Source organism: Paenibacillus sp. NPDC057886 (genome assembly GCF_042796655.1).
GTDB lineage: Bacteria > Bacillota > Bacilli > Paenibacillales > Paenibacillaceae > Paenibacillus.
The window spans coordinates 17,178-43,548 of sequence record NZ_JBHVMZ010000005.1 but is presented as its reverse complement, the minus strand read 5'-3'; the positions used below and the strand labels follow the sequence as shown (position 1 = coordinate 43,548).

Genomic DNA, 26,371 nt, shown 5'->3' with positions numbered 1-26,371 from the left:
ATTTCCCCGTCCTTCTATGTAGAATCGTTTATCAATGCACATAGTGAATCTGTGTTCATACACATGACCCACATAGTATTAATATACGACCATTCGTATGCATTGACCATATCTAATAGAAAGCAACTTTAAACAATCCATACAATTTTTTAGGATCGGTACGATTACTAAAGGGTCTTGACCATGATAAAATCGATTTGTTCCTCGTCGCCCATGTAAAAAGAGTGTAAGCCGGTTTGAACAAACCCCATCTTCTTGTAAAAAGCTATGGCATTGTCATTTCTTTCCCATACCCCGAGCCAGATCTGCTTCTTTTTGTGCTCCAATGCGGTCTCCATGGCTTTATTTAGCAGATATTTACCCAGTCCATGCTTTTGAAATTTTTTCCTGATATAAATTCTCTCAATTTCTAGTGAAGCATCACTCATTTTTTCGGATTGGGCGCCATCTCTGTTCACTTTTAGATATCCGGCAAGTTCATCATTGTAGTAGACGAAAAAAATGTCTGAACAGCTATTAGACAGTTCAGCCTCCAACTGTCTAATGTTAAAAGCTCTTTCCAGATAAGCTCTCATATTGTCAGGGGCATTCTGATCTTTAAAGGTATCGTTGAATGTTTCTATACTTATTTCTTGTAGTTTTTGTAAATCCTCACGACGGCATGCTCTTATTTCTACTGTCATTGTGATGTATCTCTCCTTCTAGGAATCATTACTTAATTAAAAGCAGTTTGTTTTTTTTGTTGCAAATACAACATTATTCTATTTAATCTACTCTAAATTTGTATAGTATGCAACATAAAATAATGAGATTAGGTAGATTGAATTACATGGCAAACGTTTTCGGAATTTTAATACGTTTTTCCTATGCCGGACTATTTAAGCATTATGTCTTTATATTCTGTGGGACTGAGTCCCGTATATTCCTTAAACACCTTGGAAAAATAATGCTGATCACTGAACGATAGCAGATCCGCTAACTCCTTAAACTTCATATCCGGTTGACATTCCATCAGTCTGCATGCTTCCTTAATTCTAAGCTTTGTATAATACTGAACAAACGTGACTTGAGTTACGTTTTTAATCACTCTGCTAACGTAAGAGGGGCTGACGTGAAACTTCATTGCAATGTCATTGATGGAGATTTGGGTATACTTGTTCCGCTTGATGTATTCATCCATTTGTTCAAACAGATCTTCTCTGCTTTTCCGACCATGGGATTGAAGCATTTCAAAACATTGGCCGATCCATTCCGTTAATTCACGGCAGAAATCGCCATATGTTTCTTCATCAAATAGTTTTTTTGCTCTAAGATCCAGTCCAAGCCTAATTCCACCCCCCTGCTCTTCAACCAAATGTGCGAATGTATCCACCACTAGTCCGATAAATCGTTCTAATTCTTTTACATGCACGTTTTCCTCCGTCCATCGATTCATCAACTCGGATAGCTTTAGGGCAAACTGCTCCTTCTGACGAGCTTGTATCATGTGGACAAAAGCAGATTCCAATACGGAATCCAGGCAACCTGCTTCAGTTCTTGCTATGGAGAAGAGGTTTCCGCTATCTAACACCAATCCGTTGTTCAATCGCTGATGCATTGATAAAATGGACGATATTTGGTGGTAAAGCTCAGACAGATTAACAGTTTCCGACCATACCAGCTGCCCACCGATTGTTGTGTCCATACCTTGTGCAACCAAATGGCGCCGCAACGCTTCGAGACATTCATGTACAGAAGAATACAAATCAAGAATACCCCTGTTCACAAAAACGATGAATTGCTGCGGATTTTGGCTCAGAAACACTTTACAGGGACGTGGAGCAAAGAATTCCTCCAAAGAAGCCTGTAACGTCTTTTGTCCCCACCGTTCCCGTTCCCGGGTAAAAGGCTGTCTGCGCAGAATAATCATCATTTGGGCCAAAAAAGCAGCATTTTCTCCTGGCTTAAGTTCAGCAATACTATGGGGATCAACGATCTCCTGCAACTCATGAAAGTTCCTCGTCCTTGATTGATCGAGCTGTTTAATAACTCTGCCCATGACTTCCTCCAGCGCCTCAGGCTCGACGGGTTTCAGCAAATAGTCGAAGACCTGCAAATTCAATGCTTTTCGTGTATATTCAAAATCGCTATACCCGCTAATTAGAATAACCTTCAACTCAGGCTGGGCAAGCTTGGCGTGCTCAATTAGTGATAAGCCATCCATCTTGGGCATCCGTATGTCTGTCAACAGAAGATCGATTGGCTGCTTCTGAAGTGCCGCCAGCGCCTCTTCCCCATTCGTGGCCGTAACTGCCACGTGAATGGGAAAATTCAGCTTGTCCAACAGCATTTTAATATTGCGCAATATGGGTTTGCTATCCTCAACGATCATGATATTGTACATGGTCTATGCCTCCTGTGCTCAGTAAAAATCCCTCGTCATCGAGCCGATGATTTGAATAGTTGCTCCTTTTCCCTCGTCAGAATGATTGTTGTAGATGTTAAATAAAAGCCGATTGCTATACATCAGTTTCAGCCGATTGACGCTATTGACGATCCCCATGTTGCCAAGAGCTGTCTGGCGATCGGGGGTTTGATTCATTCCGGAGCCGGACTGCTGAATATTAGACAAAATCTCTTCTATTTTATTTGGCGGGAAGCCCTCCCCGTTATCTTTGATCTCCAAAGCCCATAATCCGTTATAATGTTTCACGGTAATTTGAATACGCCAAGGCGGTGTGATGTTAAAAAAAGCATGCTCAATGCAGTTTTCCACAAAAGGCTGAATCACCAGCCGTGGTAGTCGGATTTCACTCGCCAGTTCATCAGCATGGATGTTCCACTCCAAATCTTCTTCATACTTTTGCTGTACCAACGACAAATAATGTCTCGTATGCTCAAGCTCATTTGCCATTGTTACATGTGCATAAGGGGACGAAACAATATAACGCAAACTGTCTGACAGATGTTTACACATATCGGACACAACCCCGGTTCTCCCCTCTTGAGCAGCAATGCTGATCAAATAAAGGACGTTATGAAGGAAATGGGGAGCAATCTGAGCTTGCAGTGCGGAATTCCGAGCGGTGACTTCTTCATGTAATGCCTTCTTCTCACGGTTAATGGACTCCTGTAATCGCTCCATCAAATCCTGAAAAGCTTCATTCAGAAGCAGCAGGTCGTTATTTTTAGGCCGATCATCGACTTTCAACTTCATATTGCTGTAATTGATGCGCCAAATCTGGCTGCGAAGCTTGCGAATGGGAAGCAACAGGTTGCGCGTGGAGAAGAAAATGTACACAAAAGAAATGAGCATTAAGACTGTAATCAGTAGAACGGACATGCTTTGTACGGAACGGATCGAGCCTAACACCGAGTTTTTCGGAGTTACGATAAAAGTAATCCAACCCGTATGATGAGATGTCGAATGCGTAACATAATTATTCTGTTGATCAACTGTCAGTCCCTCATCAGATAATGGTTCTTTCCACATCAACGCGTTCTTTTTCGCTTCCAAGCCAGTCATCTGTTCACCTTGCTGGTTAAGAATAAAAACGTCCCCTGCTGTAATTCCTTCTGTAAGTTTTTGAATGTAAGCTTGATCCATTTGAATACTAAGATATCCGTACAGCTTGCCATTCTGATCGTTGACCGTGCGGACAAAGGAGATGGTGTCTGCCTCTCGAAGCAGGATAAAACCATTCCCGGTCCACTCTCGTCCACTTCTACTTTTTCCCGTTAAGTCACTTAGGATTGTTGGAGGATGTCCTGAACCCAGATACGATGTAAGCAGCACACCATGTTTATCATAAATGGACATGTCCTTGATGTTCATGCTGGGGCCAATAGCCTGAAACATGATATCTTTTAGTTTACGAATCTGCTTCAGTCTTTCATAATTGCTTGGGGCTGAAGAGCTCTTGTCCATCGTTGCGAAGATGTCCTTATTGGACAATATGCGCTGGGACATCTGGTTTTGCTGCTCTACGTATAGGTCAACCTGTTCTCGTACCTTAGTGGCAGTGACTAGCATATCCTCCTCCGTTTTTTGTGTAAGCGGGCGGATAACGACAAGGTTCACATAAACGATAAAGCAGCCCAGCACGAACAAAAGAAGCGCCAGAAATGTCAAAAATACTTTGGTCTGCAAGCTGAATTGTGTGGCTCTATGTATAAATTTAGCCATTCTTCGAGAAGCCTCCTGTCCTATCATGCTGTGAAATTCGTCTGGATCATGTCTTAATGTAGCATGGGTTTGAATGAAATGATAGCGATTTCAAGTTCAGTATTTTACACATAAATATTCAAGCACAGACATGTACCGAAGTAGAAGGGGATTCTATAATTGAACTTGTAAACGGATTCATTAAATGTTTCAGAGGGGGATTTGCAATGATAATGCATAAAAGAAAAAAAGCAGCAGCCATTGTATTGGCAAGTCTGTTGTCCATTTCGCTGACCGCTTGCGGGTCAGGAGGTACTGATTCTGGTACGTCTGCAAGCAATGGCAACAAAAACAGCAAGGTCACACTGGAATTGGCCATTTCCAAGAGCTCACAGGATTCCGCCTTTATCCAGCAGGACATTCTCGATGAGTTTGAAAAACAAACCAATATTTCTGTCAATCTGCAGCTCATTCCGGCTGAACAAACAACGACCGTGCTGCAAACCAAGCTGGCTGTAGACGAAACGCCCGACATCATTCAATACAATTTGGCCAGCGCGATTACGGATCTAAATCTTGAACGCAATTTCGAAATTCTGGATAACGAGTCCTGGGCGGGCAGAATTGTAAACAAAGATGTGCTCTCCGCTGCCGGCCATATCTACAGCTTCCATGTCAGTCAGGACACGGGCATGCAAGGAGTCGTATACAACAAACAGATTTTTGCTGACCTGGGTCTGTCCATCCCTGCAAGTTACGAACAATTTTTGGCCATTTGTGAAAAAATTAAAGCTGGCGGCATTACTCCGGTATTCATGCCCTATAAAGATGCATGGGCTGCGAATATCTGGCCTGCGGCAGCATTTGCCGATTTTGTAGCCAAAAATGATCCGTCTTTTTTCGATGAACTCAACAGCAACAAGAAAAAATGGTCCGATATTCCCGAGTTTAAAACGTTTTTGGAGCAGCAATACGAAGTGTACACCAAGGGGTATACCAATACAGATGTGCTTAGCGACAGCTATGACATGGCGGTTGGCAAATTCCTGAACAAGGAAGTCGCGATGATGTTTATGGGAGATTGGTTAATCGAAGGCGTAGCACAGCAGGATCCAAGCATGGAACTGGGCGTATTCCCAATTCCGTCTTCCAATGATGCCAAACTGGGGGCAAGTCCGCTTGGAGGACAACTGTTTATTCCGAAGAAAGCGAAGCATTTGGACGAAGCCAAACAGTTCCTGGACTTTATCGCCTCCAAGGAGATCGCGCAACAGATCATCGATTCCAAGGGCTATGTATCCAATTTTAGCGACGTTACTACGCCGGAGTTACCTGCTTACAAACAGGATATCGTCGACAATTACATCCTGCCGAAGAAAACCGTGTTGACCACGGATGCTTACATGCTGGTAGATCGCAGTGAACTATACAGGCTGTTACAGGATCAATTCGCTGGCGGTTTGACACCGGAGGAAGTGTTGAAATCCTGGGATGAGAAGTTCAGTCAGCTGATGCAGGATAAAGGCGTTTCCGGTTTCTAAGAAGTGAAATACAGGGCAGCATATCATTCCTGAATGATGTGCTGCCTAGCCATAACGGAGCGTGAGACATGAAAAGGGCAAAAAATTTATATTCGTATTACATGGTATTTCCGGCACTACTCATCTACTCTATCTTTTTTGTTATTCCGGCAATTGCTGCTTTCTACTACTCCTTCACGGATTGGCGTCTGGATCGTATTGATCTGAAGTTTATCGGATGGGACAATTTCGAGAAAATTTTCTCAGACAAAACGCTTATTTTGGCGCTTAAAAACACGGCGATTTTTGCCGTCGTTACGGTTGCTGGCAAAAATATCATTGGTCTGCTATTGGCCGTGGCTCTAAATATGAGATTAAAAACGAAGAACCTGCTACGCGCAATTTTCTACTCCCCTTCCATACTGAGTATTCTGGTCATCAGCATCTTGTTCACACCAATGCTGCGTACAGAAGGTACGATCAATCGCGTATTGGAAGCAGTCGGATTACATTCATTGAGCCAGGCTTGGTTGACCAATCCTTCCCTTGTCATCTGGACAATCGCCATAGTATCCATCTGGCAAAGCGCCGGATTCCAAATGGCCATCTATCTGGCTGGCTTGCAATCCATTTCTCAAGAATATTATGAAGCCGCCACGATTGACGGCGCAAGCTCCTGGAAAAGTTTTTTCAAAATTACACTGCCCCTTTTGCTGCCAGCCATCAATATTAATCTGATGTTGACGCTGATTGGCGGGCTCAAAGTATTCTCGGAAGTGTATGTCATGACCGGCGGAGGTCCAGGCAACGCTTCACAAGTTGTGGGTACGATCATTCTCCGCTCCTTCGGCGAAGGAAATTGGGGACTTGGTACCGCAGTCAATACGCTTCTGTTTGTGGTTGTCACGATTATTGCCATACCGCTACTGATTTTCATGCGGCGCAAGGAGGTTACGGAATAACATGGGCTATACACGCAAACTCGCTATTCGCAACTATATTGTTGAAGGATTTCTGCTCCTCGCCTCTCTGCTCATTCTGTTGCCTCTGGTGATTCTAATTCTGGGTTCGTTCAAAACAAGCGCTGAAGTGCTCAGCTTCTCCTTGAGTCTGCCGGATAAATGGCAATTTTCAAACTATGTTCGGGTATTTGAAGAAGGCGGTCTGTCCAGGGCATTCCTGAACAGCATCTGGATTACGGGGATTTCGTCCATCATCAACATTTTGGCTTCCTCAGCAGCGTCCTTCATTCTGGCACGCCGGGACACAAAATTTTCAAACACCATATATATGTATTTTTTCATGGGACTGATTGCACCGATGTCAATCATTACGACGATCCGGGTCGTGCAAGGGTTGGGTTTTTACGGCAGCATATCAAGCGTCATCCTAATTTACGCAGCGCTTAATACTGCTTTTAGCGTATTTTTGTACAGCGGATTTATCAAAACCATTCCGAAAGCGCTGGACGAGGTCGCGTTTCTGGAAGGTGCCAGCGTATTCGGCGTGTTTTTCCGTATCGTTACACCGCTAATTCTGCCCGTTAACGCAACGGTAGCGATCATGGTGTTTATGTCGGTATGGAATGATATTACGATCCCGGTGTATTTCCTTACGAATAGTTCAACATGGACGATGCCACTTTCGATCTATAATTTTTACGGCAAATACAGCCGGGACTGGAACCTGATTTTTGCTAACCTTGTACTGACCTCACTTCCTGTTTTTATCCTCTACCTGTTTGGACAGAAATATATCGTTAGCGGACTTACTGCGGGAGCAGTCAAAGGGTGAATGAAATTAGTGCCTCGAAGTTCCCAATCTTGGCATGAAGCGGAAGCCAAGATTGTCGTAAACTTCTGTTTCTAGTTCTGTGGTAACTTTGCATGATAGCCGAAGTAATAGATTCCATCTATTTATGTGTTCAATGATTCCTACTAAACAATGAAAATTCTAAAAAATACTTAATCCTGGACCAGGAACCCACCATTGTTAGGTGGGTTCCTGGTCTGCTTGTGCAATAAATCAGGAGCGAGACAAATCATCGGGTTCCCAGCGGGTTTTCCTACAAAGGTGGAACGTTATTTCATTTTTTTAATAGTGTGGCGGTAATATTGCATCACTCTGCGATACATCGTTTTGTCCTTTAATTGATTGAAAATATAAGGGTCCGGTTTGACGTTCACTTCAATAATCCAGGGCTTCAGACTTCGGTCCAACCCGATATCCACGCCGATTTGCTTCAGATGCGGGTATTTTTTCTTCATGTGACGGGCTATGCGCAGGCCAAGTTCATTCATCTCCTGAACCAGTTCATTCCTGCGCTTTGAAGATGCATGGGATTTCAGCAGGTCCTGAACATCCATTGGTTTCCCACCGCTATGATAATTGGTCACGATTTTTTTCGGATGGCCAAGCCGGCCGATGACCCCCGTAGCTACCCACTGATTTTTCGGGCTTAGCTGGATCATGACTCGGATATCAAAACGTCTGTTGTTATGCTTAAGCAGGTGGATTCCTCTCTGAATCAGATAACTTCTTTTATGCACCAGACGTGCCAGACTTGTATAAAACGACTCAAAACTGTCGAACGTCAGGTGGTTTTGTTCAATCTGATAAGCAAAGTTCTGATCACTCGCCATCTCCGCCTTAATAACACCCATTCCATAAGTGCCGCTTTCCGGTTTAATATAGACCATACCGTATTTTTTGATCATGGACCTCAGATTGGTTTTGTTATACCTCTGCGTGTCAGGGACAAACGGTTTGATAAAATCGTTTTTGAGGATCACTTTTGTTTTTAACCATTTGCTTTTTAACGGTTGCAATCTATCGATCTCCACAACACACCTCTTCCTTCAGCAAAAGACTCAACTCCTGCTGTTTTGTCAAGATCATGCAATATATGCAATATTGATAAAACAATCCTAAGCAAAGGCCCTGTTCGTAAAAAATATTATATTGGCGAATGCCCTGACCAAACCACCTTTGCACAACATACCATGAACAAGACGTAATTATTTGTGCAAGGAGTTGAGGAAATGAGAGTTCAGCGCGGATTACAGTTCAATAGTGCGCCTATGATCGATGTTCTTATACCTGCAATTGAAAAAGATTTGAGCACTCTTCCTATCGTCATCGATAACATTCGCCGTTATGTACAGCATCCGATTGGCCGCATTTATATCGTTTCCCCTTCCAGCAACATAATCAGAAAACTTTGTTCCACCAAAAATTGTATTTTTGTTAATGAACGGACAGTCCTGCCGATCACCAAAAACGATATACATTATCAATCTTCCCACTGGAATCGATCAGGTTGGTTGTATCAGCAACTGCTTAAAATGAACGGAGATCATATTGTGAAATCGAAGCACTTTCTGGTAATGGATGCGGATACCGTCCTGATTAAGCCTCATTCATTTACTGTTGAAAACAAAACCGTATTTTACTGCCGCGATTGGAGCCAGCCGGAATATTTTAACACCTATCGTAAGCTGTTGGGCAAAAAAGCGCCCCGTCCCCGCTCTTTTGTGACCCATTATATGCTGTTCGAAAAGTCGAAGCTCTCTGCCTTGAAAAAGAAAATCGAAGCCATCCATCAGCTACCGTGGTACAAAGCGGTTATTTCCAATATCAATAAGAAGAAGCAGTTTGGTTTCTCCGAGTACGAGACTTATGCCAATTTTATGTACACGAAGAGCCCGGGGAGCATGATCCTCAAAAGTTCAATGAATAAAAGTCTGAATATAAACGCGTCTTCGTTAAAAGAGCAAGAAATCCGCAAATTGGCGCTTAAATACCGCTCTCTGTCTTTTCACAAACGTAAAATCTACAGTAAAGCTCCCAAAGCTTAATGGGGAAGCCCATGCATATCGTACTGCTGTGCGGCGGCTCTGGCAAAAGACTCTGGCCGCTATCCAATGAGCTTCGCTCCAAGTTGTTCGTTGATATACTTCCATCACCCGCAGGTGGGAGAGAGTCCATGATGGGCAGAGTATGTCGGCAACTGGAGAGCTTGCACTTGCTCGATTCAACCATCATTATCTCACACCAGGACCAGGTCAGTATAACGACCCGGCATACCCAAGGCAAGATACCAGTTATCGGGGAACCCTTTAAGCGGGGAACGTTTACTGCGGCCGCCTTGGCGACATTGTATCTGCAATCCTTCGGAATAGCTGGAGCTGACGATATGATCTGTATCGTGCCGGCGGATATGTTCGCAAGCGAAGACTTTTTTAGCAGCTTCGGTTTGCTTCCTGATATATTGAAGCAGTCCGGTGCCGATATCGCTTTGATTGGAACAAGGCCTACACATGCTTCGAAACAGTATGGATACATCCTGCCTGACAAGAAAGAACAAGATGCTTATTCGACAGTAAACCAATTTATAGAGAAGCCGGAGACGGGGATTGCTGAAGCCCTGTTACGGCGAGGCGCACTATGGAACTGCGGGGTATATGCCTTCTCACTCGCGTTTATGTTATCCCATATTGAGAAATCCGGGCTTCCTGTTCATTATGAACAATTATTAGCCTTGTATGAACAGCTGCCTGAACGCAGTTTTGACAAGCAAGTTGCTGAACAAACGCAACGGTCCGTTGTGCTTCCATATAACGGAGTATGGCAGGATATCGGGAGCTGGGATGCGCTGTGCGCCCAGTTGGATTCCAATGTATTCGGAAAAGGCGGAATATCCGGACAATCTTCGGGTTCCCATATCGTTAACGTGCTACCCTACCCGATCCAGATTATCGGAATCCCGGGTATTATCGCTGCCGCAAGTCCAGACGGCATTCTCATTGCGAACAAAAAAAATTCAGATGAAATTAAAGAGCAATTGGGCAGTTTGCCACTGAAATCGATGTACGGTGAAGCAACCTGGGGCAGCTATCGTGTTATGGAGAGAACGGTGGAAGACGAAAATACAACCGTAACCACATTGAGTATCATACTTCTACCCGGCAAACATATCGGATTGCGCCAGCATCGTTCAGGATGCAAAGCATGGACTGTCCTTTCAGGCAGTGGTCAGGTGTTTATCAATGGTGGGATCATGCAGGTTACTACTGGCAATCAGTTCGCTATTACCTTGAAGGGCCTATTTTCTATTCTGGCTGAAACCAGGATGGTCATTCTTGAGGCCCGAATCGGCGGACCGGAGGATGAGGATGGTACACTTTTTGAAGAAGAGGACTGGAAGGTCATCACAGAACGGGCAGGATCGAATAAATCGCTGGATTAATGTAGTACCGAAGCAGCATTTTGTATTTTATTTTGGGCACTTCCCAAGAATTCAGGTCCATAATATAACCATCATATACTCATGCTGTCGTGTAACATGCCCGACATGCCTACCTTCTCGGTGTTTGTACCGAGAAGCTTATTTTGTTATGGTTGGTTTCCACCTGATACCTCTTTATGGCATGGCATAAAGAGGTAGTTTTTTTGTTTCGCGCGTTTCACGCACTCAACTGGCTAAAGCCATAATAAAAAAAACCGCTGCATTAGCGGCTCTCAATGGGACTATGATCTAGTCCGAGACAGTATTAGAAGATAGATTTAATCAATTATCGAAATTTTAAAAAACTTAAATTGTGCTCGTGTCAATTACAAATCTGTACTTCACATCTGAAGCTAATACACGTTTGTATGCTTCGTCAATTTGGTCAGCTGAAATGACTTCGATCATAGGGACGATACTATGTTTTGCACAGAACTCAAGCATTTCCTGAGTCTCACGGATGCCCCCGATCATTGAACCTGCAAATGAACGACGGTGACCGATGAGGGACATCACGTTTACTGCCAACGGCTCCCCAGGAGCACCCACATTAACCAAGGTGCCATCCAGAGTGAGCAGTGAGAAGTAAGCATTGATGTCGATATTCGCACTTACCGTGTTAATAATCAGATCAAAGGACCCGGCGAGTTTTTCGAACGTATCTGGTTCGCTTGTGGCGTAGTAATGATCTGCCCCAAATTGCAAACCATCCTCTTTTTTCTTCATTGATTGTGATAGAACAGTTACCTCTGCACCCATGGCATGTGCAATTTTGACAGCCATGTGACCCAGACCGCCCAGACCTACAACCGCTACTTTTTTACCTGGTCCAGCTCCCCAATGATTTAGCGGCGAGTATGTTGTAATACCTGCGCAAAGTAGAGGTGCAGCGACATCCAGCTCGATGTTGTCCGGAATACGAACGATAAATTCCTCAGTTACGACAATGTGAGTGGAGTACCCGCCTTGTGTAGGTTCGCCGTACTTATCAACACCAGCATATGTGAGAACATTTCCTTTGAGACAGTACTGCTCTTCTCCTTGGCGGCAGTTTTCACATTCGCCACAGGAGTCAACCATACATCCGACTCCTACTCGGTCACCAACTTTGTACTTTGAAACTTCGGCTCCTACATCTGTGACAATTCCTGCGATCTCATGTCCAGGTACGAGCGGATAGTTTACTGGGCCCCATTCGCCGTGAGCAGTATGGATGTCAGAGTGGCAAATGCCGGCATATTGAATCTCGATCAGGACATCGTTCAAATCAAGATCGCGTCGTTTAATCTCAGCCGCCCGGAACGATTGGTCCGGACCGTCAACAGCTCGTGCTTTAGCAGTTATCATCATAAAACCTCCTAATATAGTCATTCTTCCTTTTCTCTTGCAAAACGATCTTAATCCCTCTAGTTAACTCTAGGTCAAATGTCTTTAGAAACTTTGACATCCTACAACCTGCGTGGTAAAATCCCAAAAGATCCTAGAGTTAGCTCGAAGTCTATATCAGTACGAAAAGGGGAAAATAAATGACGTATTCAATTAGCGAAGTTGCTAAAGAATTGAATCTAACCGTATATACATTGCGTTACTACGACAAGGAAGGACTCATGCCCTTTGTAGAGCGTACCCCTGGCGGAGCACGAAACTTCAAAGAATCAGACATCGATTTTTTAAAGATCATTCAATGTCTGAAATCTACCGGGATGCCGATCAAGGATATCAAAGATTTTATTGCATGGTGTTCCGAGGGTGACTCCACCTTGCAGGAGCGATATGACATGTTCACCGAACGCAAGGCTAGTGTAGAAGCACAAATGGAAGAACTTAGAAAGACCATGGAAGTTATTGAACATAAACGTGCATATTACAGGACTGCTCTCGATGCTGGAACGGAAGAGATTCATAAAAGCAATAGAATGGGGAATTTCATTGCTAACTAAGTACGTTATATTCAACTCACAACAAAGAGCCTAAACGTCTATAGACGTTTAGGCTCTTTGTTGCTCAATTCACTTTAGCGTGACATTTTTCGTTTAATACCCCATATCCTTTAATATTTTGGATAATGTGCGCAAACGTTCGCCGATCATTTCATCGTCATCACTCAAAGCTTGACTGAACAGCTTAATATCTTCATTAATTCTCTCATTGTCCGTACAGATCTCTACGGACATCGCATCTCCCTGCAGGCCAACCCGATCAATGACGGGCTGCTCTGGATCATATAAATGCTCATATCTATAGGCCTCGCGAAAATGTTCCAAAGACCGACAGATCAGAATGGACAAATCAAGCACGCGATGAAGAGGAAGTTCCTCCGATTGTCTTGACCACTTTTCTCCGGTGTATCTCCATACTTTGGCTGAAATATCAACCTTTCCTCTATCATTCCACTGAGCCAATCCCAGGGAAAGACCTTTTGCATCCGTGTTCCCGGCGGTTCGGCCGTCAACCTTTTCATAATTATCCGACACGATAACAGGTTTATGTTTTAACGTTGTAGGTATTTTCAATTTCATTCCCTCATTCCGTTTACCTTTTACTAATTTACTAAACGACGGTTTCATCTTATCTTGATTTCCACCGTTAGTCAAATCCGTTTTCCGTGATATTATTTAATTTTTTGGAGGTCTATTATAGCCCTTGTCTCCGTAGGGCTGTAACTTCTGAAGCCACGGCTTCAGGATTTGTTTTTGTTCCCAACGCATATCCGTCACCTTATCGATTTCCTTCTGTTCCAGAACCTCATAAGTGAATGCATCTTCTCCGAATTCTCTCCATTCTTTTTGTAACTCCGCATTTGCAAATCTTCCTTGATTCAGTTGCATCTGCAGAGTAAACCATTTGTTTTTTAAGTTGGGATAGCTGTCGATATAGATTTTTCCGTTTACTTTGTTTTTAATTTGGACTACACCCATATATGTCTTGATCTGCTTGTATTCCTCCAGCAGCTCCCTGCGCTTATTCATATCCATGTGTCTCTCTCCTTCTCATTTCGATTCCCTTTCCGTCATAATGATGGAGTTTCCTCGGCAACTTTATTTCCTCTTTCAATGACAATGGGGAGCAAAAACATCGCACCGATAATCACAAAAACACCACTCGCCATAAATACACTAAGCAGGGAAAACGTATCCTTGAGATACCCGGAGGTAAGCATACCAATCACCATCATTCCCATAAAAATCGGCATGATCGCTCCGGATACCCGGCCAATAAATGCCCCTTCCGTATTCCGCATAAGAAGCGTCTGAATTCCACCTTGGATACACGGGAAGAACAAACCGCTGATTACGAGCAAAATAATGGTTAACCAAATTTGTGTTGATGCGCCCATTCCGACCGTACAGATGGCATTAACAAGTAAACCGACTAAAAGCAATAACTGTGGCTTCACTTTTTTAGCGATCGCGATGATCACAGCACCTCCGACCAACATGGCCGCCCCATTCGCCATTACCAGCCATTGTAAAAACTCTTTGTCCTGACCCAAATTTTCAATGACAAGAAAGAGCTGAAGTGGCTGAGTCAGTCCTGATGCCAAACCGACAGCCGAGAAAGTTAATCCAAGTGTTCTCAAGGATTTATTCGCCCCGATATAACACAGGCCATCCGTCAGCTCTTTGATGAAGCCACCAGTATTTTCTGGTTTTGCTTCTTCTACATCCCTAGGAAGCCAGGATAATACGAGCGAAGAGCCCAGAAACATAACTGCTGTCAGGATGAGGGATACGCTAATGCCAAATTTAATGAAAATAAACGTACCAATGACCGGCCCCAAAACCATAAAGACAGCAACAAGCGTTTGGGACATCGCCATAACGCCTTGCAATTGTTCGGCTGGTACATGCCGTTTGTACAGTTTCATCGCCGAAGGCTGAGAAAACTGTGACAAGCTGGCAGAAACGAAAGATCCAATCAGAAGTGCAATCCATCCACCATTCATGACCGCGAGCAATACAACGCCAACGGACAAACCTGATAATAAATCGCTCCATACCATTGTTTTTTTCGGCCGCCATCGGTCGGCAAAGGTACCGCCAATCAGGCCAAATATAAAGATTGGTGAAAATTCCGCTACCGAAATCAGTGATATATCAACCGGATTATTATGCGTCAATTCAGAAACATAAAGAAGAACAGCATAATTCCGGATCCAAATTCCGAGCTGCAAGAGCACCCGGGAGAGGATAATTGTTCGAACATATGGATTGGCAAACATTTTAATACCCCGTATCCTTTAAGATTTTTGCTAACGTGCGCAGCCGTTCACTATTCATCTCATCATCATGCAAAGCCTGACTGAATAGCCTCTTGTTCCACTGGACCAAGCCCAATTAAAGACCTTTTGCGCCCACGTTGCTGGCCAGTCGGCCATCCACCTTTTCATCGTGCTCCACTACGACAACAGGCTTATGCTCTAGAGCAACTGCTTCTTTCATTTTTTTCCTCCTATTCACCAACTTTTCATTTAGTAATTTACTAAATTACTAATTTACTAAATCACGGCTTCATTTTATACAGGATATCTTCCTTCGTCAACCGTTTTTTTTGAATGTCTCCTTTTCAATTCTGTTTTTGAACAAAAAGTGATGTATGGGAAAAAGGCGCTGTTTAGCTTATTTTCACTGTGATTTTTGTGCAAGAACTGTATCCGCAAAAAAAACAAAAAAAGCCGCTAAATTAGCGGCTTTCCGTGCTCGAATATGCATCATTTTGTCGGTTCAATTCGCTCAAACAGGGTCTACTAATTGGTACTTGGAATCGAATAGTCTACTTTAGGAGCGGTGGCTACATCCGGCTTCAATTGAATGGATCGCTGGCAGATCGCTGTGATCACAAAAGCCAGCAGAGCTAGTATCACAGCTACTGGTGGCACCCACTTCACACCACCTAAATTGACAGCAAGCCCGCCAACTCCGGAGCCGAGGGCTATGCCCACGTTTGCCGCCACGGGTAGCAGCGTGGACGCGAACGGTCTGGAATTCGGTGCGATTGCTCCAGAGACGTCGAACAGATAAAGCTGGGACGCCGCGCTCATGGACGATGATAGACAACCGATCAGGAACAGGAACGCCAAGCCCAGCCACTGGTGAGACACGGAGAAGCTGAGTCCCAGAAAGATGGCGGCTTGAATGACGAAAAGCCACTTGAGCTTGGGCAAGAAATCTCCTTTTGCTATTTTGGCACCGATCCAGTTGCTCAGTATGCTGCAGGCACCGTAGATGAGGAGTACAGCGCTAATCCAACGTGCAGGGATACCCATGGACTGCCCCAGCAACGGAGTAATATACGTAAAGATTACAAAAATACAACTGTTTCCAAGAACCGGAATCAAGCAGGCCAGCAATATGCGCGGCTTCATAAATAGCGCCATCTGATCGCTGAATGAACCGGCAATGGTCGTCGTTTGTTGCGGAAGAATACGGAACATGAATATGAATGGCACGGCCCCGATGCATGCCGTAACAACAAACGTCATGGACCAGTTCAGATGCTGTCCGATGAAGGTACCGAGTGGGACGCCAAACACATTGGCGATGGAAAATCCGCCCAGTATCCAGGCGATCGCTTCCCCTCTCCGTTCACGGTTGACTGCATCGCTTGCAATCGAGATCGAAAGCGATATCGTAAGTCCGCATGCAACGGCTGAAACGATCCGAATAACCATCAAGGAGTAGAACGTCGTTGAGAAAATGGTAAGTACGTTTAAGGCAAGCACGACTGCAAACCCAATTAAAATGGAGTTTCTTCTGGGAATTTTGGCCAAGAAAGCAACGGCAAATGGTGTTCCGATTGCATAGGCAATGGCGAAGCCAGATACGAGCGCTCCTGCGGCAGCCAGCGATACTTTCATATAGGTTTCGATTTCCTTCAACACGCCCACAATCACGTATTCGGTTGTTCCCAGTACAAAGCTAACTAATGTCAGTGTTAAAATAAGTAAATTTTCTCTTTTTCTAGTCACGAATAAGCCCTCACAATTCTCTCTAATGTTGCAAGCGTTTCATTTTCTTAAATGAATTCCATCCTTAGCAAATTTTGCTTTCACATCCCTTCCATTCGATATATAGTACATATTATTGAATAGTGAAATTGTACTGTCAGACATGCTCCTCGACAATCAAGGTTGTTGTGATCTTCATATAAAACATTATGTATGTTGTCATTTCACCACAGAATCCTGAAGGGAAGACATTAATGAATACACGCCATGAGCCCGACCGACTGCATGAAGATCAAAATTGTATTATTATTTATGTAGGAAAGTTGGCAGACAATCCGCATTGGAGTTTTCCGACCCATAAGCATGATGATCTGCATGAGATTATTTACGTTAATGAGGGTCAGGGTTCGTTCACGATTGATGGGACAAAGCACTCAGCCCAAAAGGGAGATCTTCTTGTATATAACAAAGGAACCCTTCACGAGGAAAGATCGGACCCGGAATTCCCTTTATCCACCTTTTATTGTGGCTTTCGTTTCAAAGAGGGTACCCGCGCCAACAATGATTGGGTTGTTCCTCCCGGCAGCGAGCCAGTCGTTCGTGCCAATCGTTATTCGGAAGAGATCCGTTCGTTAATGCAGACCATGTTCAATGAATTTTCAATCCGGGATGAAGGATACGACTCTATTTCCCATCATCTGCTGAATGCGGTGCTGCTGATTATCGATCGCATGTCTCACCATCAGCGGACAGCAAGTGAGATCGTTCGGAGCAATACCCTCGCTGAAAGCATCAAAGATTATTTGGACACGAACTATCGTCAAAATATTAAGCTGAAGGACTTGGCGGACCAATTCCATATCGACTTCTACTACTTAATCCATATGTATAAAAATTGCTACGGTACCTCCCCCTATCATTACCTCATTCAGCGAAGAATGGGAGAAGCGACCCGATTGTTGGTTTCGACCAAGAAAAAAGTATGGGAAATCTCCAAGTTAGTCGGGTACGAGAACCCAAACTACTTTACGATTCTATTTACCAAAACGGTCGGTGAATCTCCGAGAAGTTTCCGCAAAAGAAATCAAAAGGACATGTTCGGGGACCCTTCCAACTAAAAAACAGGTAGCCGGAGGGCTACCTGTTCTGTCATACGTCAAGAAGAGAAGGCTATGTTCCTGTTTACTAGCAAGTCCTTATATTTGCCGCCCATGGTTTATAATTGAAGTGCTTCGTTAGGGGCTTCATCCGAGTCGGGTTCAACGTGAACATGAACAGTGTACACATCATGTTCTCTTAACAATTCGTCCTCTACATTTGTTGAAATATCATGGGCTTTCTGAAGATCCAAATCCGATCGTACAAGAATTACCACATCGACAACGGCATTATTGCCGTAATTCCGGGCTCTTAAATCTTTAACTGCCTCTACGCCATCAATATTAGCGATCATTTTTCTGTACACCTTGATTAGTTCTTCGTCAAATCCATCTTTAAGATGATGTGTAGCTTCCCGAAAAATGTCCCAAGCGGTTTTACATATTAGAAAGCCCACCGCTACAGCTGTTAATGGGTCGAGCCACGGTTGGCCAAATTGTGATCCAATAATTCCTATAACTGTCCCTATACTAACCCAGGCATCAGAAATATTGTCTTTTGCAGCTGCCATAATCGCCTGGCTCTTGATCTTCAAAGCAAGTCTTTTATTATATCGGTAAACCAGGTACATCACTGCGGCACAGAAAATGCCTGTCCATGCTGCGATGATGTCCGGAGATTCGCTTTTCCCCAGGAATACGGATGTAATTGCTTCGTAAAGCACTTGTAGCCCTACTGCCATCATTATAAAAGAAGCAACCAGGGAGGCAACGGTCTCTGCTTTCCAATGTCCGTATGTATGATCTTTATCTGCAGGTCGTTGAGCAAGTCTCAGACCGATAAGAACCGCTATTGAAGCAATAATATCGGTAGCATTATTTAACCCATCGGCTTTCAAAGCTTCGGAGTTAGACATATAACCGATGACCATTTTAATCGCAGTCAGACAAATATAAGCAATAATACTGATAATCGCTCCCTTTTCTCCCATTTTTAAGTTGTTGTACTTTATTTGCTCCACTAAACTTAATTCAGGAATTGTGAGTCAAATTTCCAGAAGATGAGATGAAGCGGATAAGAGTGAAGAAGAGCTTCGCCAGTTGAAAAGCGATGCTGGATATGTGTGTCGGGTAAGGAGGCTAAGCGTGAGTTCGGGTTACAAGTTGACTTACCATAAAGAAGCGGTAAAATTTATCGCGAAGCAAGAGAAAGCCATACAAGAGCGAATCGTGCAGGGCCTGTAAGGTTTGCTCAACATGAGGGCTGTTTTTTTTGCCTTATTGATTAATAATCATATGATGGCGAACTACCCACCATTGTGATGCGTTAGCATAAAATGATAAAATTTCAGATTTCAGGGATGATATTAAGCTAGAGAACGATAGTTAAAAGGCCTCAGTCCAATGGGTTTCAGGACTAAGGCCGTTCTAATTGATTGTTATTGGCGATCTTCGATTCTTTATGTCCAACTCACAATTTGATCCATATTGCTTCTTGTTTTGGCTCGTTTGGGCTCTTCATTCCGATATCCAAAAGCGACCATCACGGATGCCTTCAAATTTCCTTCCTCTAACAAACCTTCTTCTTTTAAGATATGGTCTACTGCTGCATAGTCAAATCCTTCAATCGGACAAGAATCGATTCCAGCTAAAGCAGCGGCGGTCATCATATTCCCCATAGCAATATAGGTTTGCTTGGCAGACCATTCATACATTAAACGTTCATCTTTCAACAAACCACGCACTTCCTGAACCTCTTTTAATGCACCAGAGATATAAGTAACAACCTCTTGGGGCATTTTTTGCACATTTTTCATTTGATCAATCACATATTCGGAATCATACCTTACATTTGTCCGAGCAAGAATGATCAGAAAATGACTCGCAGTATCCAGTTGGCCTTGGGCTCCAGGTGAAACTGCTTTTAGCTTATTCCTTAACTCCGGATTTTGCACAACGATAAACCTCCATGGCTCTAAACCAATCGAGCTGGGAGATAACTTTCCCGTTTCTAGAATATAGTTAAAATCCTCTTCGGATATTTTTTTGGTCGTATTAAAAGTTTTGGTAGCGTGTCTATATTGAAAAGCTGAAATAACGTGTTCTTTGCAAACGGGTATGATTGTATTCATCCGAGTACTCTCCTCTGTTTTTCATTTTATTGTTTGAAAATTTATCATATGATAAAATTATATCGCGCAATTAGTATTATAGAAGTTTCTTCAGAGGGTTTCTACGCTCTTGGAGTAGCGTTAGTATGCAAATGGATACCGGGAAGGATAGCTATTATGAACTACACAAATGAGATATTGGAAGAATGCGGATTCACAAGCGCTCAAAAGATATTGTCGGGAAAATGGTCCATGCTGATCATTCTGTTTTTAAGTGAAAAAACGATGCGATTTAATGAAATTCAACGGTTGTTTCCAGACATTACTCATGCAACCTTAACCAAGCAACTTCGCATTTTGGAGGAGCATGGCGTTGTTGTTCGTAACGTATATTCTCAAATACCACCTAAAGTCGAATATTCGTTGAGCGATATCGGAAAAAAACTAAAGCCGATACTAGATTCGGTTATGGTTTGGGGGGAGGAATACAAGGAATATCAATATGGTTCAACGAGATTAAAGAATTCCTGATACGAGATAAAACGACTGGCAATTTTCCAGTTCTCGAAAAAGGACGAAGCGTAAATGTTGGCTCTTCATTTCATGTTGACGATAAGCAAGCAACTATAATATTTCATGGAAAGAAGATAACAAAGCGTTCACGTAAAACCTACTTCTCTCCTTAGAATAATTATTAAGTAATTTGTTCAACTAAAGGGGTACTATAGTTTATTGAAAGGGGCGCCTAGCGGTGCTCCTTTGGCATGTAATTATTGAAGACATCAACTTCGAAAACTGTTCAGCCATTTTGAATGGCAATCAGCCTGCTCGCCGAATGTCGATACCTACGATTCGTTACTCATTAAAAAAGCTGGCAAGCCGGAGTAATGTTGCTGTAAACGTCTACCCACATCGTTTTCGTCACACTTACGCCTGCCAGTTATTAGATAACGGTGCACCGCTGGAGCTTATCCAGGGGATATTGCTTTAGCTTAGAGTAAGAAAAAACGCTAAGCCGGTCACTCCGAAGGCTTAGCGTATATTTTCGTGAAAATGTTGGCGGGACCCCTATGTATGTTTTGTCCTTTTCTCCCCGACAGTTAACTCCTGCTCATTTTAGTGATTAGTGAATATCTTTCTTTTTGAAATTTCCGCCCTTAACTTCGGCTACATCATAAACTACAATAAAAGCATTGGGATCAATTTCGTGAATGATATCTTTGATTTTGCTTTCTTCCATACGGTTGATTACGCAGGTAATTTCTTTGAATTGTTCATTGGAATAACCACCATAAGCATCGGTATAAGTTGCTCCACGACCTAAACGATCACGAATGGTTTCGACCATGATCTCAGGTTGAGTGGTAATAATTTTAAAGGTTTTGGAGCCGCTCAAACCTTCTTCAACAATATGAATCACTTTAGAAGCGATGTAATAAGCAAGTGCGGAGAGGATAGCCCCTTGCAGACCAAATACAGTTGAAACGACTATAAAGACAAACATGTTCAAGAATAAGATTAGATCACTGGTCCCAAAAGGTAATTTTCGTGAAAGCAGGACAGCCAACATATCAATTCCATCCAATGCCCCACCATTACGCAGCGCCAAACCCATACCAAAACCGATGATAATCCCGCCCACAACGGTAATTAACAATGTATCCCCTTGAATAATCGTTGGTACATGATGCATAAGGCTTGTACCAACAGCTAGCGAGGCAATACCGATAATGGAATAAATAGCAAAACTCTTACCTATTTGTTTATAGCCTAACCAGACAAATGGAATGTTGATTACACCAATCAGCATCCCTAACGGTAACCCAAACAGTTGTGAGCCAACGATACTAAGACCTGTTACACCACCGTCTGAGACATTGTTTGGAATTAATACGGCTTCCAGACCATATGAGGTTATAAAAGCCCCGATCATAATCAATAATACTTTGGAGACGATTTTCAGTTTGTTAGATTTTTGCATGTTCCTTTGATTCATTCCTTTTCCCCCTTGGACAATTAACCGATAGAAAATAGTCTATAATAATTATCACTAATTTGGCAAATTAATATGCTTTGGTGTGAAGAGCATTTACGATATCTCCGCCCGAAAATATGCTTTCTGACCAAATCTAAAAAGCTGAATTTAGCATAAATAAACCGGATACCTCGTAGAGAGGAATCCGGTTGTGTATTCAAATGTTTCCAACAGAAGTGCCATATATGCGGGGCATTTCTATCTGAGAAACACAGTATAAAAGTAGGAAATATTAAGCCAATCTCATTTTGAAGTCCTGATAGCCGAACTCGCGAACCACTTCGCAATCGCCATCTTTTCTTTTCACTGCGATCGCTGGTAGCGGCATGCCGTTAAATGTATTTGTTTTGACCATGGAGTAGATCGCCATGTCCTCAAATACCAATCTGTCACCTGTTTTGAGCGGTTGGTCAAAGGCATAATCGCCGATCACATCACCCGACAGGCAAGTTTGTCCACCCAAACGATACAGGTGAGGTTTTTCTCCCGCTTCTCCCGAACCGATAAGCGGCGGGCGATACGGCATTTCCAGCACGTCCGGCATGTGACATGTTGCCGAGGTATCCAGAATGGCAATGTCCATACCGTTCTTGTGGAAATCGAGCACGGAAGTGACCAGGAAGCCCGCGTTCAGCGCAACCGCTTCGCCCGGCTCCAGATATACTTCCAGGCCATATTTCTCCTGCATGCGTTTGATGCAAGCTTCCAGTCTTGGAATGTCGTAATCCTCGCGTGTGATGTGGTGTCCACCGCCAAAGTTGATCCATTCCATTTGTGGCAGCCATTGTCCAAACTTCTCTTCTACCGCATTCAGCGTCGTTTCCAGATCGTCTGAATTTTGCTGGCACAAGGTATGGAAATGCAGTCCGGAGACACCTTCCAGCAGCTCCGCACGGAAATCTTCATGCTTTGCACCGAATCTAGAACCAGGAGAACATGGATCGTAAATCTCATGCCCCTCCTGAGTTGAGCATTCAGGGTTAATACGCAGGCCTACTTTTCGACCAGCCTGAAGCGCTTTGCCCTTGAATTTCTCTAGTTGGGAGAATGAATTGAAGATAATATGATCAGAAATCGAAAGGATTTCATCGATCTCATCTTCTCGATAGGCCGGGGCAAAGACATGGTTCTCTTTGCCCATCTCCTCATGACCCAGGCGGGCTTCATACAGCCCGCTTGCCGTTGCACCGCTCAGGTATTCTCCAATGAGCGGATACATCGTGGTCATGGAAAATGCTTTCTGAGCCAGCACGATTTTGGCTCCTGTACGTTGCATGACACCGTTCAGGATTTTGAGATTTCTCTCGATAAGTCCTTCATCAACAACAAAGCATGGCGTCGGTAATTGCTCAAACCGCATCTTAACGAACGAGCTCCGATTCTTTGAGTTCTTCTGGCAGTTCGTCAACAAGTACTGGGTTGAAGTCTTCAACCCATGGGAGACCCCATTTGTTCAACTCTTCCATGAATGGATCTGGATTGAACTCTTCAACGTTGTATACACCTGGTTTGTTCCATTTGCCAGTCATCACCATTGCTGCACCAATCATGGCTGGAACGCCTGTTGTATAAGAAATGGCTTGGGAACCAACCTCTTTGTAGCATTCTTGGTGATCGCAAATGTTATAAACGTAGTACGTTTTGTCTTTGCCGTCTTTTTTACCTTTGAAAATGCAGCCAATGTTCGTTTTGCCCACAGTACGTGGTCCAAGGGACGCCGGATCTGGCAGTACCGCCTTCAGGAATTGCAGCGGAATGATTTGTTTGCCTTCGTACTCGATAGGTTCGATCGAAGTCATGCCCACATTTTCAAGTGCTTTCAAGTGCGTAAGGTAGCTTTGGCCAAATGTCATGAAGAAACGGATACGTTTCAGACCAGGCATGTTTTTAGCCAGGGACTCCAGTTCTTCATGATAAAGCAGATACATGTCTTTCTCGCCAACTTCTTTGAAGTCATAGACACGTTTAATTTCCATTGGTTTTGTTTCGATCCATTCACCTTTTTCCCAATATCTCCCGTTAGCCGAAACTTCGCGGATGTTGATTTCAGGGTTGAAGTTGGTTGCAAACGGATAGCCGTGATCCCCACCGTTGCAGTCCAGAATGTCAATATACTCGATCTCGTCAAAGTAATGCTTCAGGGCATACGCAGAGAATACCCCGGTAACACCTGGGTCAAATCCACTGCCGAGCAGAGCTGTAATTCCCGCTTTTTCAAAACGCTCTTTGTAATCCCATTGCCATTTGTATTCAAATTTTGCCGTATCTTCCGGCTCATAGTTGGCTGTATCCATGTAGTTGGTTTTCGTTGCAAGGCAAGCATCCATGATTGTCAGGTCTTGGTAAGGCAATGCCAGGTTCATGACGATATCCGGTTTAACTTCATTGATGAGCGCGATCAGTTCGTCAACGTTGTCGGCATCCACTTGAGCCGTCGTAATTTTTGTTTTACCGCCGTCCAGCTTGGCTTTAAGATCGTCACATTTGGATTTCGTACGACTTGCGATGCAGATTTCCTCGAATACTTCGCTGTTTTGAACGCATTTATGAACTGCTACTGAAGCTACGCCGCCGGCGCCGATGATTAGTGCTTTTCCCATTTTCCATTCTCCTAACCCAATATAAATTTTTTTAAATTAACTTCATTATTTTTCTCATTTTTCAACTTTTCGCCCGTTCTGAACCAACAAAAAAAGCAAGGTGAAAAATGCCCCAAACGCGCATCATCACACTTGCTTGTCGATATACATCATTAAAAAGACGCAAAGTCTCCATAACTAAAAAAGTTCAAAAGAACTCCTCTAGCGGAAAGCTTCTTCATGTATATCAATATCAGATCAGAGTCTATATAGCAAATAATTCGCCTTTACCACTCTTATTGACCGTTTCACAAGTTGATGTGCAGATGCACTGGTTGTAAAGTAACCAACTTATAAAATTTGAGCTTTTAACTCAATCAATAAGGCAACATAAGTTGCCAATCGGCGTTTGACCCGGCTGTCCGTATGGCCTTAACTTCCCTTGGAGAAGTGGTCAAAAATTATCTGCTGGAAAGACCTGATTTATGTTGATATATCTGCTTTCCAAAATCACAGGTTTTACAATATCAGATACATCAAAAAAAATCAAGTGATTACTAAAAAATAATTAATTCGTCATTTTGGAACACGCATTACACTCTCCGACATCCCTGATTATTGCGGCAAATCTATACCTCAGCTTGGCATTTAGAACGCCAAATTTGAAAGGTATCTTGATCAATAAACAGTTAATTATTCATAATCCTATATCCCTAAGCTTGAAGAAAGCTCGTGAATCTGACATGGATACGATAGATATAGGTAACATGGGAATTTAGATTAGTCTATCATCAGATAGATTCAAGTAGAATAACCCTTCATGTCAATATCATGTTAATAGGCTTACAATAAGTTGTTAAATGAATTATTTTCAAACGAAAGTACCTCCAAAAATATTTTCATCCCACTTGAAATTTTATACATTTTTGATAGAAACATATGATATATTTGGTATGTAATTTAAAATATATTCCAGAAAAGAGGATGTTATGAAAAAGGTCGTTTTGCTATTTGCTGCAATTTTCATGTTTTTGCTCTCCATCGCTCCTTCAGCGTCTGCGGCTGGAGACCGCCTCATTTACGACATCATGTATAACAACTCGATTCCACTCGTATCCAGCAACAACAGGTTTTCTCTGCAATACAACGTCTACGGCGACCTACAGCTCTGGGATAACCGCACACGCACGATGTTATGGAACACCAAGACCAGTGACACGAGAATAAATCATTTCAAGATTGATTATTGGAGTGGAAAACTAGTACTCCAGGATCCCCAAAACACGCCTTACTGGACGTCAGACAACAAAGCATGGTCTACAGCGTGGTATGGAGCGGACAATGTGCCACCCAACCTTAGAGGCAATGTGCTCATCGTTCAAAATGACGGCAATCTGGTGCTGTACAATACAGAAACCCCTAGTACAGGTTGGTATCCAGTCTGGGCATCCAATACAGGAGGCCATTAAGGCCTATTGTATTGCAAGCTGCTAAACGAAGCTTCATTTGATTGATGCTTGCCATCATTCTTTTTCGGATTTTATACAAAAAAATACACTCGCACACCGTGTAAACGTGCGAGTGTATTTTTTTGTATGGCGAAGTTGTTCAAACTGCGATGAAGCATCCTCATTCTTTCGCATCAGTGCAT

At 43.2% G+C, this 26,371-nt stretch carries 25 protein-coding genes; 10 read left to right on the top strand and 15 right to left on the bottom strand.

Annotation, left to right across the window (positions count from 1 at the left end):
* Positions 1-167 precede the first annotated feature (167 nt).
* From paiA to ACFVQB_RS17475, 3 genes are all read right to left on the bottom strand, one after another.
* The gene (gene paiA / locus ACFVQB_RS17485; protein ID WP_379441544.1) at positions 168-683 is read right to left on the bottom strand and encodes a spermidine/spermine N(1)-acetyltransferase; all 516 of its coding nucleotides are present in this window, start codon (positions 681-683) and stop codon (positions 168-170) included.
* Between the two features lie 191 nt (positions 684-874).
* A complete protein-coding gene (locus ACFVQB_RS17480; protein WP_379441541.1) occupies positions 875-2,383 on the bottom strand; it encodes a response regulator transcription factor in 1,509 nt (502 codons plus the stop codon).
* 18 nt (positions 2,384-2,401) lie between these two features.
* A complete protein-coding gene (locus ACFVQB_RS17475; protein WP_379441539.1) occupies positions 2,402-4,165 on the bottom strand; it encodes a cache domain-containing sensor histidine kinase in 1,764 nt (587 codons plus the stop codon).
* A 206-nt stretch (positions 4,166-4,371) separates the two neighbouring features.
* Here ACFVQB_RS17475 and ACFVQB_RS17470 point away from each other — a divergent pair, with 206 nt between their 5' ends.
* From ACFVQB_RS17470 to ACFVQB_RS17460, 3 genes are all read left to right on the top strand, one after another.
* Positions 4,372-5,685, top strand: coding sequence for an ABC transporter substrate-binding protein (locus ACFVQB_RS17470; RefSeq protein WP_379441536.1), 1,314 nt, complete (start codon positions 4,372-4,374; stop codon positions 5,683-5,685).
* 68 nt (positions 5,686-5,753) lie between these two features.
* Positions 5,754-6,626: a carbohydrate ABC transporter permease gene (locus ACFVQB_RS17465; RefSeq protein WP_024633185.1), complete on the top strand. Its 873-nt coding sequence runs from the start codon at positions 5,754-5,756 to the stop codon at positions 6,624-6,626.
* A gap of 1 nt (position 6,627) precedes the next feature.
* Entirely contained in the window at positions 6,628-7,458 is an 831-nt protein-coding gene (locus ACFVQB_RS17460) for a carbohydrate ABC transporter permease (RefSeq protein WP_379441533.1), read from the top strand.
* A 287-nt stretch (positions 7,459-7,745) separates the two neighbouring features.
* Here the strand turns inward: ACFVQB_RS17460 and ACFVQB_RS17455 are convergent, their stop codons facing one another.
* Entirely contained in the window at positions 7,746-8,507 is a 762-nt protein-coding gene (locus ACFVQB_RS17455) for a YheC/YheD family protein (RefSeq protein WP_379441530.1), read from the bottom strand.
* A gap of 198 nt (positions 8,508-8,705) precedes the next feature.
* On the opposite strand from ACFVQB_RS17455, the gene ACFVQB_RS17450 reads away from it, so the two are divergent.
* Together ACFVQB_RS17450 and ACFVQB_RS17445 are read left to right on the top strand one after the other, a co-directional pair.
* Positions 8,706-9,521 (top strand): DUF6492 family protein, encoded by an 816-nt coding sequence (locus ACFVQB_RS17450; RefSeq protein ID WP_379441526.1) that lies wholly within the window; start codon positions 8,706-8,708, stop codon positions 9,519-9,521.
* 11 nt (positions 9,522-9,532) lie between these two features.
* On the top strand, positions 9,533-10,912 hold the full coding sequence (locus ACFVQB_RS17445; protein WP_379441522.1) for a sugar phosphate nucleotidyltransferase: 1,380 nt from the start codon (positions 9,533-9,535) through the stop codon (positions 10,910-10,912).
* 345 nt (positions 10,913-11,257) lie between these two features.
* On the opposite strand, the gene ACFVQB_RS17440 is transcribed toward ACFVQB_RS17445, so the two are convergent.
* Complete coding sequence (locus ACFVQB_RS17440; protein ID WP_379442816.1) at positions 11,258-12,298, bottom strand: NAD(P)-dependent alcohol dehydrogenase; 1,041 nt, start codon at positions 12,296-12,298, stop codon at positions 11,258-11,260.
* A gap of 179 nt (positions 12,299-12,477) precedes the next feature.
* Between ACFVQB_RS17440 and ACFVQB_RS17435 the strand changes: the two genes are divergently transcribed.
* Positions 12,478-12,891, top strand: a complete 414-nt coding sequence (locus ACFVQB_RS17435) for a MerR family transcriptional regulator (protein ID WP_076289189.1) — start codon at positions 12,478-12,480, stop codon at positions 12,889-12,891.
* 93 nt (positions 12,892-12,984) lie between these two features.
* Here ACFVQB_RS17435 and ACFVQB_RS17430 read toward each other — a convergent pair whose 3' ends face one another.
* The 5 genes from ACFVQB_RS17430 to ACFVQB_RS17410 form a co-directional block, all read right to left on the bottom strand.
* Positions 12,985-13,464, bottom strand: a complete 480-nt coding sequence (locus ACFVQB_RS17430; protein ID WP_379441516.1) for a DUF6530 family protein — start codon at positions 13,462-13,464, stop codon at positions 12,985-12,987.
* A 102-nt stretch (positions 13,465-13,566) separates the two neighbouring features.
* Entirely contained in the window at positions 13,567-13,926 is a 360-nt protein-coding gene (locus tag ACFVQB_RS17425; RefSeq protein ID WP_379441513.1) for a GIY-YIG nuclease family protein, read from the bottom strand.
* Between the two features lie 35 nt (positions 13,927-13,961).
* Positions 13,962-15,173 carry an MFS transporter gene (locus ACFVQB_RS17420; protein WP_379441509.1) on the bottom strand — a complete coding sequence of 404 codons (1,212 nt, stop codon included), beginning with the start codon at positions 15,171-15,173 and terminating at the stop codon, positions 13,962-13,964.
* A gap of 115 nt (positions 15,174-15,288) precedes the next feature.
* Complete coding sequence (locus ACFVQB_RS17415; RefSeq protein ID WP_379441505.1) at positions 15,289-15,393, bottom strand: DUF6530 family protein; 105 nt, start codon at positions 15,391-15,393, stop codon at positions 15,289-15,291.
* Between the two features lie 305 nt (positions 15,394-15,698).
* Positions 15,699-16,919: an MFS transporter gene (locus ACFVQB_RS17410; protein ID WP_379441501.1), complete on the bottom strand. Its 1,221-nt coding sequence runs from the start codon at positions 16,917-16,919 to the stop codon at positions 15,699-15,701.
* Between the two features lie 233 nt (positions 16,920-17,152).
* On the opposite strand from ACFVQB_RS17410, the gene ACFVQB_RS17405 reads away from it, so the two are divergent.
* Positions 17,153-18,016 (top strand): AraC family transcriptional regulator, encoded by an 864-nt coding sequence (locus ACFVQB_RS17405; protein ID WP_379441497.1) that lies wholly within the window; start codon positions 17,153-17,155, stop codon positions 18,014-18,016.
* A gap of 98 nt (positions 18,017-18,114) precedes the next feature.
* Here the strand turns inward: ACFVQB_RS17405 and ACFVQB_RS17400 are convergent, their stop codons facing one another.
* Positions 18,115-19,017 (bottom strand): cation diffusion facilitator family transporter, encoded by a 903-nt coding sequence (locus tag ACFVQB_RS17400; RefSeq protein WP_379441493.1) that lies wholly within the window; start codon positions 19,015-19,017, stop codon positions 18,115-18,117.
* A gap of 438 nt (positions 19,018-19,455) precedes the next feature.
* Positions 19,456-20,127: an NAD(P)H-dependent oxidoreductase gene (locus tag ACFVQB_RS17395; RefSeq protein WP_379441490.1), complete on the bottom strand. Its 672-nt coding sequence runs from the start codon at positions 20,125-20,127 to the stop codon at positions 19,456-19,458.
* A 156-nt stretch (positions 20,128-20,283) separates the two neighbouring features.
* On the opposite strand from ACFVQB_RS17395, the gene ACFVQB_RS17390 reads away from it, so the two are divergent.
* Both ACFVQB_RS17390 and ACFVQB_RS17385 read left to right on the top strand, forming a co-directional pair.
* Complete coding sequence (locus ACFVQB_RS17390; RefSeq protein ID WP_379441486.1) at positions 20,284-20,637, top strand: winged helix-turn-helix transcriptional regulator; 354 nt, start codon at positions 20,284-20,286, stop codon at positions 20,635-20,637.
* Positions 20,638-20,857: 220 nt separating this feature from the next.
* Positions 20,858-21,097, top strand: coding sequence for a tyrosine-type recombinase/integrase (locus tag ACFVQB_RS17385; protein WP_379441482.1), 240 nt, complete (start codon positions 20,858-20,860; stop codon positions 21,095-21,097).
* 132 nt (positions 21,098-21,229) lie between these two features.
* Here ACFVQB_RS17385 and ACFVQB_RS17380 read toward each other — a convergent pair whose 3' ends face one another.
* The 3 genes from ACFVQB_RS17380 to ACFVQB_RS17370 form a co-directional block, all read right to left on the bottom strand.
* Entirely contained in the window at positions 21,230-22,102 is an 873-nt protein-coding gene (locus ACFVQB_RS17380; RefSeq protein WP_379441479.1) for a YitT family protein, read from the bottom strand.
* 271 nt (positions 22,103-22,373) lie between these two features.
* Positions 22,374-23,501, bottom strand: a complete 1,128-nt coding sequence (nspC, locus tag ACFVQB_RS17375) for a carboxynorspermidine decarboxylase (RefSeq protein WP_379441476.1) — start codon at positions 23,499-23,501, stop codon at positions 22,374-22,376.
* A 1-nt stretch (position 23,502) separates the two neighbouring features.
* On the bottom strand, positions 23,503-24,741 hold the full coding sequence (locus tag ACFVQB_RS17370; protein ID WP_379441472.1) for a saccharopine dehydrogenase family protein: 1,239 nt from the start codon (positions 24,739-24,741) through the stop codon (positions 23,503-23,505).
* Between the two features lie 968 nt (positions 24,742-25,709).
* Here ACFVQB_RS17370 and ACFVQB_RS17365 point away from each other — a divergent pair.
* A complete protein-coding gene (locus ACFVQB_RS17365) occupies positions 25,710-26,189 on the top strand; it encodes an immunoglobulin domain-containing protein (RefSeq protein ID WP_379441470.1) in 480 nt (159 codons plus the stop codon).
* The last annotated feature ends 182 nt before the right edge of the window (positions 26,190-26,371 follow it).